At 43.7% G+C, this 12,509-nt stretch carries 15 protein-coding genes; 5 read left to right on the top strand and 10 right to left on the bottom strand.

Annotated elements, in window-relative coordinates:
- Positions 1-7: 7 nt before the first annotated feature.
- The 4 genes from psbF to PL9214_RS07995 all read right to left on the bottom strand — a co-directional run bounded on the left by psbF (position 8) and on the right by PL9214_RS07995 (position 1,877).
- The gene (psbF, locus tag PL9214_RS08010) at positions 8-145 is read right to left on the bottom strand and encodes a cytochrome b559 subunit beta (RefSeq protein ID WP_072718246.1); all 138 of its coding nucleotides are present in this window, start codon (positions 143-145) and stop codon (positions 8-10) included.
- Positions 146-166: 21 nt separating this feature from the next.
- Positions 167-415, bottom strand: a complete 249-nt coding sequence (gene psbE, locus PL9214_RS08005) for a cytochrome b559 subunit alpha (protein WP_072718245.1) — start codon at positions 413-415, stop codon at positions 167-169.
- Positions 416-515: 100 nt separating this feature from the next.
- The gene (locus PL9214_RS08000; RefSeq protein ID WP_072718244.1) at positions 516-1,523 is read right to left on the bottom strand and encodes a photosynthesis system II assembly factor Ycf48; all 1,008 of its coding nucleotides are present in this window, start codon (positions 1,521-1,523) and stop codon (positions 516-518) included.
- Positions 1,524-1,547: 24 nt separating this feature from the next.
- Entirely contained in the window at positions 1,548-1,877 is a 330-nt protein-coding gene (locus tag PL9214_RS07995; RefSeq protein ID WP_072718712.1) for a rubredoxin, read from the bottom strand.
- Between the two features lie 316 nt (positions 1,878-2,193).
- Here PL9214_RS07995 and ndhC point away from each other — a divergent pair, with 316 nt between their 5' ends.
- From ndhC to PL9214_RS07970, 5 genes are all read left to right on the top strand, one after another.
- Positions 2,194-2,556, top strand: a complete 363-nt coding sequence (ndhC, locus tag PL9214_RS07990; protein ID WP_072718243.1) for a photosynthetic/respiratory NAD(P)H-quinone oxidoreductase subunit C — start codon at positions 2,194-2,196, stop codon at positions 2,554-2,556.
- A gap of 14 nt (positions 2,557-2,570) precedes the next feature.
- A complete protein-coding gene (ndhK, locus tag PL9214_RS07985; RefSeq protein ID WP_139294997.1) occupies positions 2,571-3,293 on the top strand; it encodes a photosynthetic/respiratory NAD(P)H-quinone oxidoreductase subunit K in 723 nt (240 codons plus the stop codon).
- Complete coding sequence (locus PL9214_RS07980) at positions 3,286-3,789, top strand: NAD(P)H-quinone oxidoreductase subunit J (RefSeq protein ID WP_072718241.1); 504 nt, start codon at positions 3,286-3,288, stop codon at positions 3,787-3,789. The genes ndhK and PL9214_RS07980 overlap by 8 nt, the downstream gene beginning before the upstream one ends.
- Before the next feature lie 300 nt (positions 3,790-4,089).
- Positions 4,090-5,649, top strand: a complete 1,560-nt coding sequence (locus tag PL9214_RS07975) for an SdrD B-like domain-containing protein (protein WP_072718240.1) — start codon at positions 4,090-4,092, stop codon at positions 5,647-5,649.
- 291 nt (positions 5,650-5,940) lie between these two features.
- Entirely contained in the window at positions 5,941-7,203 is a 1,263-nt protein-coding gene (locus PL9214_RS07970; protein ID WP_072718239.1) for a M16 family metallopeptidase, read from the top strand.
- A gap of 192 nt (positions 7,204-7,395) precedes the next feature.
- Here PL9214_RS07970 and nuoK read toward each other — a convergent pair whose 3' ends face one another.
- The 6 genes from nuoK to sixA form a co-directional block, all read right to left on the bottom strand.
- A complete protein-coding gene (gene nuoK, locus PL9214_RS07965; protein ID WP_072718238.1) occupies positions 7,396-7,707 on the bottom strand; it encodes an NADH-quinone oxidoreductase subunit NuoK in 312 nt (103 codons plus the stop codon).
- 82 nt (positions 7,708-7,789) lie between these two features.
- Positions 7,790-8,407: an NADH-quinone oxidoreductase subunit J gene (locus PL9214_RS07960; RefSeq protein WP_072718237.1), complete on the bottom strand. Its 618-nt coding sequence runs from the start codon at positions 8,405-8,407 to the stop codon at positions 7,790-7,792.
- Between the two features lie 82 nt (positions 8,408-8,489).
- On the bottom strand, positions 8,490-9,077 hold the full coding sequence (ndhI, locus tag PL9214_RS07955; protein WP_186440325.1) for an NAD(P)H-quinone oxidoreductase subunit I: 588 nt from the start codon (positions 9,075-9,077) through the stop codon (positions 8,490-8,492).
- A gap of 60 nt (positions 9,078-9,137) precedes the next feature.
- A complete protein-coding gene (gene nuoH / locus PL9214_RS07950) occupies positions 9,138-10,256 on the bottom strand; it encodes an NADH-quinone oxidoreductase subunit NuoH (protein ID WP_072718235.1) in 1,119 nt (372 codons plus the stop codon).
- Positions 10,257-10,689: 433 nt separating this feature from the next.
- Positions 10,690-11,862, bottom strand: coding sequence for a citrate synthase (locus PL9214_RS07945; RefSeq protein WP_072718234.1), 1,173 nt, complete (start codon positions 11,860-11,862; stop codon positions 10,690-10,692).
- A 119-nt stretch (positions 11,863-11,981) separates the two neighbouring features.
- On the bottom strand, positions 11,982-12,479 hold the full coding sequence (sixA, locus tag PL9214_RS07940; protein WP_072718233.1) for a phosphohistidine phosphatase SixA: 498 nt from the start codon (positions 12,477-12,479) through the stop codon (positions 11,982-11,984).
- Positions 12,480-12,509: the final 30 nt, after the last annotated feature.

Below are 12,509 nucleotides of genomic sequence, written 5' to 3'. Positions count from 1 at the left end.
CAGTCTCCTATCGTTGAATAAATTGCATGGCCGCGATCGCACCGAGGAAGAAAACCGTAGGTACTGCTAAAGTATGAACGGCTAACCAACGGACTGTAAAAATCGGATAAGTTATCGGTTCATTGGAACTGGTACCAGTTGCCATTTTATTAAACTCCTTTGTCAACTATTTACTAATGAAATCGCCAATTTGATCTTTGCTATTAAAGCGATCGCTTACAATCGGAAGTTCCTGGCGTTGTTGAGTAAAATACTCATCAGGGCGAGGGGTTCCAAAGGCATCGTAAGCTAAACCGGTGCTGACAAACAGCCAACCTGCAATAAATAAAGCCGGAATTGTAATACTGTGAATCACCCAATACCGGATACTGGTAATAATATCGCCAAAAGGACGCTCTCCAGTTGTTCCTGACATCGTTAAATCTCCTCAAGCAACGGTTGAACACTCAAATCTATATGATACGGGAGCAGGGAATGTGGAACAAGCCTACTCCATTGATTTATCTCAGGTTTATTTAAGCCGCTTCTGGGGTCGAACCTTGATAACGGAGTAATGTCCCCCTTTGACCCAGGACAAACCCTTGTTCAGGGTCGAAAAACTTGATTTTGTACAGATTCGATGGGACATTTTCTATTCCCCGATCTTTCTGCCAAGTTTGGCCACCGTCAAAACTACACAGAAGATTTCCACTCCCGCCACTGACCCAAATTTCTTCAGGAGTGCGATAAGCTAAATCTAAAAATCCCCAACTGGTAGAATATTCTGGGTTAACCGGATCACCCCAGGCTTGGATATCTTCTGGGTCAGTAAACCGCAATTCACCGCCCCGAGCAATCATCCACAAGCGGCCATCTTGACCAAAACCAATCTTTTCTAACCGTTTAGAACTGTAACGGTTATGAGGTTCCCACGCTTTAGATCCCGGTTCCCAAGTTGAGTAAAAATTCCCCTTAGCCGAAACGCTAATATAGCGACCATCCGCAGAACGAGACAGACTTCTGACAAAACCTACGGCATCTTCAACGAGAGCTTTCCAGGTTTTCCCGCCATCTTCGGTTTGGTAAATCGCTCCCACATCCGTTGTCATTTCTGCGGTATTGGGACTAAGAGCCACAATACTATATGGAGCACCGGGTAATTTAGCATTGAGGCTAATTCGCTCCCACTTATTCCCTTCATTGGTCGTATGCAACAAAATGGAGGGTAGTCCCACAATCCAGCCCTCAGACCCCTTAAAGCTGATGGCGTTGAAGCGAACTTTTTCTTCCCCTAAATCCAGTTGCTTGACTTGCCAATGGTCGCCCCCATCGGTGGTTTCCAATAGCGTCGCGTCACTGCCCACAATCCAACCATGTTTCGGGTTGGTTCCGGTAAAGGCAATGTCAGCTAAATTCGCTTGGGTTTCAGTGGGAACCACTTCCCAGGGATTGTAACTGAGTTGGGGCAGGTATCGACAGCTTGCACAAATTAATGCAACTGTCAAGACTATAACGATTTTTTGCAAAAATTTAACAATGTGCATTAGATTCAATGAAATTTTAATCCCTCAATTTAGGCCATACAAGCTCATAAAGAACAAAAATCCCAGGGCCAAGCTCCCAAAAATTAGGAGATTCTTTTGCTGGGCGGTCAAGGTATTTACCCCCAAACCAAAGCCTAAGTTCTCTTGAAACCCAGAGGGGTTTTCCTCAGAGCCAATATTGATAAACTGGCTTTTCGGTGCGCCACAGACGGGACAACGCCACTTTGTCGGTAAATCTGTAAACGCTGTCCCCGCAAGAACATTAGAACTGCCTTTGGTTGGCTCATAGACATAGCCACAAGCCTTACACTCATGGCGATCAAGGGCTGTCACTTCAGTGGCTGGTTCACTCATTTGAACAGGGATGAGTTGAGGATTATTAGAATAACTATTAAATAATATTACAAAATTTGAGCAAATCACAACAAACCTTCCCACATCAGTATGAACAGCAGACGTAGATTTGAACAGTATCCCCCACTACCCGAAAATCCAGAAACAGGACTTTCGTGAAATGGGTACGACCCTTAACGGCAGAGGAATGACGATCAAGCTTTAAAATCTTACAGAGTTGTAAATTTAAGAATTCCCGGTTAGATCGAAGATTAACGGGGGATTATGTCAAAATGTAAAAAATCAGTTACAAACCTAGCGCGATCTGTGATTTATTGTGTTTGTTCTTAGTGGCTACGAATATTTTTTAGGCTTCTTAATCATTTGCAGCCTAGTTCCTATCCTGGCTTTGGGCGCGTCCAAAGTCCTACGACCCAAAAGCCGGAGTGGTGTCCGTCGCACCACCTACGAATCGGGGAACGAACCCATCGGAGGGGCATGGATTCAATTCAACATCCGATACTATATGTTCGCCTTGGTGTTTGTCGTCTTCGACGTTGAAACCGTGTTTCTCTACCCTTGGGCCGTTGCCTTTCATAATTTGGGACTCTTGGCTTTTATTGAAGCCCTGATATTTATTGCAATTCTCGTCATTGCACTGGTTTACGCTTGGCGTAAAGGTGCCTTGGAATGGTCATAAAAGGTGATAAAACCATGACTCAAAGCATTTCACCCGAAATGGAAAAAATTATCAATCCGGTTGAGCGTCCCCAAGTCACTCAGGAACTCTCGGAAAACGTGATTCTGACAACGGTGGATGACCTTTACAACTGGGCAAGGCTGTCTAGCTTATGGCCTCTGTTGTACGGGACAGCTTGTTGTTTTATTGAATTTGCCGCTTTAATTGGTTCTCGGTTTGACTTTGACCGTTTTGGTTTGGTTCCTCGGTCTAGTCCTCGACAAGCGGATTTATTGATTACCGCCGGAACCATCACCATGAAATATGCTCCGATTTTGGTGCGTTTGTACGAACAAATGCCAGAACCGAAGTATGTGATTGCCATGGGAGCTTGTACCGTTACCGGAGGAATGTTCAGCATGGACTCCACAACGGCCGTGCGAGGGGTTGATAAATTAATTCCTGTGGATGTTTATATTCCGGGGTGTCCTCCTCGTCCCGAAGCCATTATTGATGCGGTGATCAAACTGCGTAAGAAAATTTCGGATGATTCCTTGCAAGAACGGGCTAATCTTCAACAAACCCATCGCTATTACACCCGTCGTCATAATATGAAACCGGTTGCACCGATTTTAACCGGCCAATATTTAGTCACCGAGTCCCGTCAAGTTCCCCCCAAACAGTTAACCGAAGCTATGGGAATGCCGATTCCTCCCGCTTTAATTGCCGAACGGACAAAGGAGGAAAAACGTGGCTAATTCCGAAGCCCCCCTCGTTGAAGCCAGAAAAGTTTCTCAATGGCTCAGTCAAAATGGCTTTGAGCATGAATCCCTTGGCCCGAATACAATGGGCGTGGAAATGATTAAAGTGGATCGAGATTATTTGATCCCCTTAGCCACTGCTTTGTATGCCTATGGGTTCAACTGTCTGCGTTGTCAATGCGCCTATGATGCTGGCCCTGGGGATGCCTTAGTCAGCGTTTATCACTTAGTTAAAATTGATGACAATGTGGAACAACCCCAGGAAATCTGCGTCAAGGTCTTCGTTCCACGGGATGATCCCAGAGTCCCTTCAGTCTACTGGATCTGGAAAGCAGCCGATTTTCAGGAGCGAGAATCCTACGATATGTATGGTATCGTCTACGAAGGTCATCCCAATCTCAAACGGATTTTAATGCCGGAAGATTGGGTCGGTTGGCCTTTAAGAAAAGATTATATCTCTCCTGATTTCCATGAATTGCAAGATGCCTATTGAGGGCAAAGCCAGCCCTTAGATATTGATGAGCTTCTAGCACCCCGATGGCTTATGGGGTGCTGGTGTTGCTCAAACCTAAATTTAATTGAAAGATGCAATTCAATCCGGCGATCCAAATTGCCAGATCTCTAGGAAGTCTGATATAGTTGCCTACGATAATGTAGAATTCATATCCGGCTTGGACTTGATACACTCGCTTATTCTAAATTAAGGGGTGTAGTTACAAGGGTAAGCAACGGGTTACGCCCGCAGCTAAACGGAATCGGTCTTCGCAATTCACTTTGGTGGAGGAGTCAAATCGTGAGCACTCTCAACGGTACAACATTTAATGATATTAATTTCAACGGCATCTTTGATGCTGGAGATATTGCACTTCCCAATGTCACTGTCTTTTTAGATAGCAATGGCAATGGTTTACCCGAGTCCCTAGAAAAAGTTTCGATCACTGACATTAACGGTTTTTATTCGTTTCCCAGTCTAGCGGCAGGAAGCTATCAAGTTGGACAAGTCGTTCCTCCAGGTTTTACACGGACAACGGTAGCCAAACCTGTCACCCTAACAGGAGCCGCAGACACAGCTACATTTAACATTGCCAATACTGGAGCCGTTACCCCCGTTGTTCCGTCTCTGAGTGGCAACATTGCAGGGGCTGTCTTTGTAGATAACAATCTGCTCGGTCTCTACAACTACGTCTACGACGATAACGGCAATATCGTTCCCTATAATTCCAACATCTACGACAGTAACGGCAACCTGATTGTCAATACCAATGGGTTTGCCAATACTCAGATATATGATCCCTTTACGGATGCGACGTTACCCAATATTCCGGTCTACATTGACCTGAACAACGATGGTTTCCTCAACTCCAACGAACCTAGCACTTTTACGAATGAAGCCGGGTTTTATAACTTTAATGTTTTACCCCCGGGTTCCTACTTGTTGAGAATTGCTCAAGCTTCTGAGGTAACAGGAGAAAACTCGATTCTGGGTGATCTCTTATCAACAACCAATACTCCGTTAGTGGTTGATGTCTTTGGTGGCTCGACCACCAGAGCCGATCTGGGTGTTGTTGCTCCCAATAGTGTTTACGGTAAAGTCATTAATGACCTGAATGGTAATGGCTTCCCCGAAGCTTCAGAACCCGGAATTCGAGGCGTTACGGTCTTTATTGATTCTAATGGAAATAACGTCTTTGACTTAGGTGAAAAGTCTACGGTGAGTGGTGCTGATGGGGCTTACATTATCAAAGGCTTAAATACTAATGTTGGACAGCAATCTAACGAAACCTTAGCTCAAAACCCCTATCTCGCTTACCAGCTTTTAGCCGATCCCCTTTCTGTCGCCAAGTCTTTCCCCGTAACTTCCGTTCCCCCAACGACTAGCTACGTTAGAACTTCACCTCTGCCTGGGGCTACAATTGATGCTCCGGTGATTCCAGCAGGTTCTGCTCAGGCTAACTTCCTCTATACTTTTGCTCCTACAGCAAGTGCCGTCTTACCGGACAGCATCACAGGATTTGTTTTCAATGATCTTAACGGTGATGGCATTGTTCAACCGGGTGAACCCAATCTGCCCGGTGCGGAAATCTATCTTGACCTCAATAACAACTCCAAGTTAGATTCCAGTGAACCGAGTTCAGTGAGTGATGCGGCGGGTTCCTTCGGGTTCTTGAATCTTGACACTCCCAAGGACTACATTGTTCGGACAACGGATCAGTTCTTAACCACTGCCGTTCCTAATGTCATCTTAGGTACGAATCAAGCAGCCCAAGTTGCCGTTGGTTTGGCGACTTTCCAACCCAGTCCCGCCATTAACCAAAACGCTTTAATTCCCGTTCCGGGAACCACTGTCGTTTAAAACGGACATAGCATTGATTTTGCTATCTATTTAATACTTATATCATCCTAGAGCAGCAGCCTGGCTTACACAGCCCCTAGCCTTGCTCTAGGATGATATTTTTTTCCCTCACACCTAGACGCTGAATTGTTGGTTCACCGAGTTAAGCGACTCCCGATGTTCTATTTTCTGCTGCCAGTCACAAGCAAGGGTTCTTCCGTCGGCAATTTGTATCAAGATACTCAGATTTTCTCGGTTACTCCTGATTAATTTAGAGTAGGCTAGATTAAGTGGAGTTTAATACTTAACAATTTGTCTCAAGTTTTCGCAACGTCAACGTTTCCCGCCAGCACGTTTAAGCTGAATAATGGTTTAACGGTTATTCACCAGCAAATTCCGGCAACCCCAGTTGTCGTTGTTGATGTCTGGGTAAGGGCTGGTGCCATTTATGAGCCGGATATGTGGTCAGGAATGGCGCACTTTTTAGAACACATGATTTTTAAGGGTACAGAGTGGATTGGCCCTGGTGTGTTCGATCAAGTGATTGAAAGTTGTGGGGGTGTGGCGAATGCTGCTACCAGTCACGATTATGCTCATTTTTATATTACAACTGCCGCTCAATATTTGAAGGAAACATTGCAGGCTTTGGGGGATTTATTACTACACGCAACGATTCCCGAAAGCGAGTTTAATCGAGAACGGGATGTGGTTTTAGAAGAAATTCGTCAAGCGCAAGATGATCCTGATTGGCTGAGTTTTCAAGCCTTGATGGAAACGGTGTATGAACGTCATCCCTACAGTCGTTCTGTTTTGGGTACAGAAGCGAAATTAATGGAACACTCGCCCTATGAAATGCGTTGCTTCCATCGATGTCGTTACCAACCGGAAAATATGGCGGTTGTGATTATTGGGGGTGTGGAGGAGCAGCAAGCTTTGGATTTAATTCATGAAGCCTTTGATAATTTTTTCCCCCCTGCTAGTTTCCCCCATCTTTATGAGGTGGTTCGCCCCCAAATTAAAGAAATTCGTCGCCGAGAACTGCGTTTACCTTATATTGAAGAAGCACGATTAACCTTAGCGTGGACAGGGCCAGGAATTGACCATTTAAGACAAGCTTATGGCTTAGATTTAATTTCTTCCATTATCGCATCGGGACGAACTTCTCGATTAGTCCAAAAACTGCGAGAGAAACTTCAGCTTGTCCATGATATTTGCAGCGATTTTTCTTTACAACAAGAGTCTAGCTTATTTACAATTAGTGCTTTATTAGAACCTCAAAATTTAGAGAAAGTAGAAGACTTAATTTGTGAAGAAATTCATGAATTAATGATTGAGCCAATTTCTGAAACCGAATTGAGGCGAAGTCAACGTTTTCTCTGTAATGACTATGCCTTTTCAACGGAGACTCCAGGACAGTTAGCCGGGTTATATGGATATTATTTCACCGTCGCACAACCTGATTTATCCGTAACTTATCCCCTACAAATTCAATCCTTTCAGCCTTTAGAACTCCAAAATATTGTGACCGAACTCCTGAATTTAAACCATTATGCAGTCATGGTTGTTCAGCCATAAGGGAGGACAAGGGGACAAGGGGACGGGGAGACAAGGGGACGGGGAGATGAGGGGATGAGGAGAGATGGGAAATCATTAACTTGTGTACAGACGCATCTAGCACCGAGTGAAGCCGTAGGCTCCAAGTATATATAACCACTGATAACTGATAACTGATAACTGATAACTGATAACTGATAACTGATAACTGACTTACCATTTTAACAAATTAAATTCTTCCATATCAACCGTGTCTCGGTTGCGATAAATGGTGAGAACAATTGCTAAACCGACGGCGGCTTCAGCCGCAGCTACAGTAATCACAAATACAGTAAAGACTTGACCTTTAATATTAGCAGAATCTAAAAAGTTAGAAAATGCCATTAAATTCAAGTTGACTGCATTTAGTAAGATTTCAATGGACATTAACACTCGCACTGCATTTCGGCTGGTAATTAATCCATAAATTCCAATGCAAAATAAAGCCGCCGCTAACAACAAAAAATACTCCAGTTGTAATTGCATAAGATTACGATTTTCTCCTATTGACTTGAATTGAACACATTAAAAATAGCAGTCCCTTTCCCCCTTTTTACCCTTAAAATCCCTAACGATCTTGAGGGCGATCGCTTCCTATAGATACGAACTCACGGGGACGTTCTTGTAAAGTTAAAACCGGAGTCTCAGTTTTTTGGGTAGATGAAACATCAGGAATATAATCTCGACGGGCCAGAATAATTGCTCCGACCATCGCCATTAAAAGAAACACCGAAGCCAATTCAAAGGGTAATAGGAAATCGGTAAAAAAGTGTTGTCCAATTAAAGCAATTGAACTTTCAACGGGTGCAACCACTGGGGTAATTGACCAAGATGTAGACAAGACCATTGCGCCTAAAAGGGCAAATAATCCCACACAAACAACGGCTGTTGAGCCTTTGCGAAGCCAACTTAGAGGAAGTTCTTTAAAAGTTTCCCTCTTGTTGACTAACATAATCCCAAATAGGATGAGAACATTCACCGAACCGACATAAATTAAAACTTGTGCAGCGGCGACAAAATCAGCATTCAGGAGAAGATATAATCCGGCAATGCTAATAAATACACCACCCAATAAAAACGCAGAATAGACGATATTGGTCAGCAGTACCACACCTAAAGCTGTTCCAATGATCATCACGGCTAATAAGCCAAATGCAACAAATTGAACCCCTTCTGCTAGATTCACAATTTCATCATCCCTTAATTAAAGTATTTAGAGCAATTCAGCAGTAATTAACCGTCAACGGTTTCCCGTCAACGGTCAACCCTTATTCTTTTTTTTCCAGTTGTTCAATAATGGACTCTGGACGCAAGCCAGCACGACGAGCCGTTTCCGGCAGATCATGGGGGTCAAATTCCCCAGCCGGTAAATAAGCGAACTCGCGTAACGGCGTGACCATGGGATCATTCGTGACTTTATAAGGTAAACGTCCCAAAGCGACGCTATCATAATTCAACTCATGACGGTCATAAACTCCTAATTCATACTCCTCCGTCATGGAGAGGCAGTTTGTGGGACAGTATTCTACACAGTTCCCACAGAAAATACAGACGCCAAAATCAATACTGTAGTGTTTAAGCTGCTTTTTCTTGCTTTCCTTGTTATAGTTCCAATCCACCACAGGTAAATTGATCGGACAGACACGAACACAAACTTCGCAAGCAATACATTTGTCAAATTCAAAGTGAATCCGTCCCCGAAACCGTTCAGAAGGAATTAATTTTTCGTAGGGGTACTGAACCGTAATCGGACGACGACGCATATGATCAAATGTAACAGAAAGCCCCTGACCAATATATTTGGCAGCTTGAAAGGTTTCTTTGGCGTACTCAGTGACTTGGTTAAGAAACTTCAGCATGATGTCTTCCTCGAACAGATGAAGGCAAGTAATCGTGGTTTATGGAGATCAATGGCTTTATCCACCAAAAGCAACGGGGAACGCCAATTTCAGGGCTGCGGTTAACAGCAAATTGACTAAACCAACCGGTAATAAGAATTTCCAGCCTAGATTTAACAGTTGGTCAATCCGAACGCGAGGCACTGTCCAGCGCAGTAAAATTGCCGTAAAGACCAAAAGATAAGCTTTTAAAACCGTCATGGTGATGCCCAGCATCGCCAATATCACTTGTAACCAGGGTGTGGTTTCACTCAACCCTAACGTATGAGCCACCCAATCGACAGGAATCGGAAAATCCCAACCCCCCAGGTATAAAACCGCCACCATCAGGGATGAGAGTACCAAATTGATGTATGAGGCTAAATAATACAGAGCAAACTTCATCCCTGAATATTCAGTCTGGTAACCCGCCACCAGTTCTTCTTCAGCTTCAGGTAAATCGAAAGGTAAACGCTCACATTCAGCTAAAGCTGCAATCCAGAAGATCAAGAATCCAACGGGTTGACGCCAAATATTCCAACCTAAAATTCCATAGCCCGACTGTTGATTGACGATATCCAGGGTACTCATACTATTGGACATCATCACCACAGCCAGAACTGCTAAAGCCAGAGGAATTTCATAACTAATGGATTGGGCTGCGGCTCGTAACCCTCCTAATAAAGAGTATTTATTATTGGAGGCATAACCCGACATTAACAACCCAATGGGTTGAATACTCGAAAGGGCAATCCACAGAAAAATAGCAGTTCCTAAATCTGTAATCACCATGTTTTGTCCAAAAGGGACAATTAAATAGGACAAAAACACGGGAATTGCTACAATAATCGGCCCCAAGGTAAATAACCAAGGGTCAGAATTTGTCGGAACCGTATCTTCTTTAAAGAGCAATTTCAAGCCATCTGCTAAAGGGGCTAAGGTTCCCATCGGGCCTATATATTCCGGGCCAATGCGTTGTTGGGCTGCGGCAGAAATTTTCCGTTCTAACCAGACCGTTGCTAAAACACCAACGGTTGCAGCTACAAGCATTAGTCCCATCGGCAGAGGAAGCCAAAACAATTTAGCAATCTCTGACGGTAAGCCCAGACCTATTAGGGCTTCTACAAAACTTTCTTGTAAGTCAATTCCTGGGTTCATGGAATCTGTGATACGCAACAATGGATGCTTGATTAATTTAAAAACGGCAAAATTCCATTAAGTGAAAATAGGAGATTGTCCGTCCTGTTTTGAAGACTTTGTTGATCCCCCAGCTTAGATGAAGTTTTAACTTTGAATTCCCTAAATTTTGTTGCGATAGCAACAGTTAGAGACAAAGTTCAGTGACTTTAAACCGCTCTGGGTTGAGGCGAGACTTGCCCTAGGCTGTCTCTACGACTTCACAAAGCCCACATTCTCGTAAAGATTTTTTAAGACTTTACCGTAAATTAGTATAGCGTTTGACCGTCCTCAAAACTTGCGCTGACTCTCGAAACTTACTGATGGGTGAAATTAAAAAAACGAAAGTTTGCGGTTAACGGCGAGTTGTCAACACTTCGACCAAGCTCAGTGCAAAGCCGTCAACCGTCAACTGTTACAACGTTGATTCTTCTAGGTTAATGGCACAGTTACGTTCATCGATAGGAACGTAGGTTTCATTGTGAGAACCCGTATAAATTTGAGTGGGGCGGAAGATGCGGTTTTTGGTGAGTTGTTCTTTCCAGTGGGCTAACCAACCCGAAACACGAGCGATCGCAAAAATTGGGGTGAATAAATCGGCCGGAATGCCTAACTTGCGATAAACCAGACCCGAATAGAAATCAACGTTAGGATAAATTCCTTTTCCGCCTAAACGATCAGCAACGACTCGTTCTAGTTCCAGCGCAATTTCATAATATTGGTCATGACCGAACTTCTCAAACAGTTTTTCGGCTAGTTGTTGTAAAATCGTAGCGCGGGGGTCTTTAACTTTATAAACCCGATGTCCGAATCCCATAATCTTAGATTTTTGAGCAATCAGACTGTCTATATAGGGAGCGACATTTTCTACAGCACCAATTTCTTCTAACATCACTAAAACCTCTTCATTGGCCCCTCCATGTAATGGCCCTGCCAAAGTACCAACGGCTGAAGCAATCACCGCATAGGGATCGGTTAACGTAGAAGCGGTCACCATGGCGGAAAAGGTAGAAGCGTTAATGGTATGTTCTGCATGAAGAGTCAGACACACATCAAAAACCCATGCTGCTAAGGGATCAGGTTCCCGTTCACTCAACATATAGAGAAAATTAGCGGAATAATCCAAATCATCACGGGGTTGTACCGGATCATTTCCTTTCCGCATTAATTGAAATGCAGCCACCATCGTGGGAATTTTTGCAAGTAACCGCACCACCGCTTCTCGAATATATTGAGGATTATCCAAAGCCCGACGAGAATAGAATAATCCTAACGCCGCGGCTGAGGTTTGTAAGGCATCCATAGGATGACCCGTTTCCGGGAAACATTTCATCATGTCCCGAATCCGATATTTAATCCGTCGATGATAGCGAATTTCATGCTCAAACTCAGTTAATTCGTCTTTAGTGGGAAGTTTTCCCCAAATCAACAAATAAGATGTTTCCAGAAAGGTACTATAGTTCGCCAGTTGTTGAATACTAATTCCTCGGTACTCCAGAATGCCTTTTTGTCCATCAACGTAGCTAATGCTGGATAAGGTGGCTGGAACGCCTTCAAGACCAGGTTTGAATTCACTAACAGCAGTCATAAAAGTTTATGTATGTATGTGGATCTTTCTCAAGGTACATTATCAGAGTGCTTGATAGTGTTCTCGTTTTGACAGGATTTTATTAACTTTCTAGTGGCTTTGGAGAAGGGGTGAACGGCTTAACTCAGCAAAAATTTAGGGGAAGTCAGCCAGAAAAGTTGACTCTGACCGATGGGAGAACCTGTTGAGGGGAGTGTAATCCCGATGACTCCTGCTTTTTTGACTATTAAGGATTCTTGAAAATTCCCCCAGAGCAATAATTCTGCCCAATGACCTAAATCCGGTTGATGTCCGACTAAAGCGAATGCCTTAGCGGATGTTGTTTTCCAATTGTTGTACCAACTTACCCAATCGTGAAGATTACCACCGGGAGCTAAAGCAGCACATTCTTCTAACTGCTGTGATAATCCTGCGGCTTTGAGAATTTCTGCGGTTTGGCGAGCGCGAATCAGAGGACTGGTCAAGATTATATCAAATTCTAATTCTAACTCTTTAAGGCGACTGGCAACTTTTCGAGTTTTGCGATCGCCTTCTTGGGTTAATGGGCGTTCGTCATCATTTTGATAGGTTCCGTGTTCTGCTGCAATTCCGTGCCGAATTAAATATAAATCCGTCATAAAATTTTTTTCAATTGAGAATGAACATTT

The organism is Planktothrix tepida PCC 9214, assembly GCF_900009145.1.
In the GTDB taxonomy this organism is placed as follows: Bacteria; Cyanobacteriota; Cyanobacteriia; order Cyanobacteriales; family Microcoleaceae; genus Planktothrix; species Planktothrix tepida.
This window is presented reverse-complemented; position numbering and strand designations above follow the sequence as displayed.

Coding starts and splice junctions, on each gene's coding strand:
- psbF (WP_072718246.1), bottom strand. CDS start 145: ATGGCAACTGGTACCAGTTCCAATGAACCGATAACTTATCCGATTTTT.
- psbE (WP_072718245.1), bottom strand. CDS start 415: ATGTCAGGAACAACTGGAGAGCGTCCTTTTGGCGATATTATTACCAGT.
- PL9214_RS08000 (WP_072718244.1), bottom strand. CDS start 1,523: ATGCACATTGTTAAATTTTTGCAAAAAATCGTTATAGTCTTGACAGTT.
- PL9214_RS07995 (WP_072718712.1), bottom strand. CDS start 1,877: ATGAGTGAACCAGCCACTGAAGTGACAGCCCTTGATCGCCATGAGTGT.
- ndhK (WP_139294997.1), top strand. CDS start 2,571: ATGACTCAAAGCATTTCACCCGAAATGGAAAAAATTATCAATCCGGTT.
- nuoK (WP_072718238.1), bottom strand. CDS start 7,707: ATGCAATTACAACTGGAGTATTTTTTGTTGTTAGCGGCGGCTTTATTT.
- nuoH (WP_072718235.1), bottom strand. CDS start 10,256: ATGAACCCAGGAATTGACTTACAAGAAAGTTTTGTAGAAGCCCTAATA.
- PL9214_RS07945 (WP_072718234.1), bottom strand. CDS start 11,862: ATGACTGCTGTTAGTGAATTCAAACCTGGTCTTGAAGGCGTTCCAGCC.
- sixA (WP_072718233.1), bottom strand. CDS start 12,479: ATGACGGATTTATATTTAATTCGGCACGGAATTGCAGCAGAACACGGA.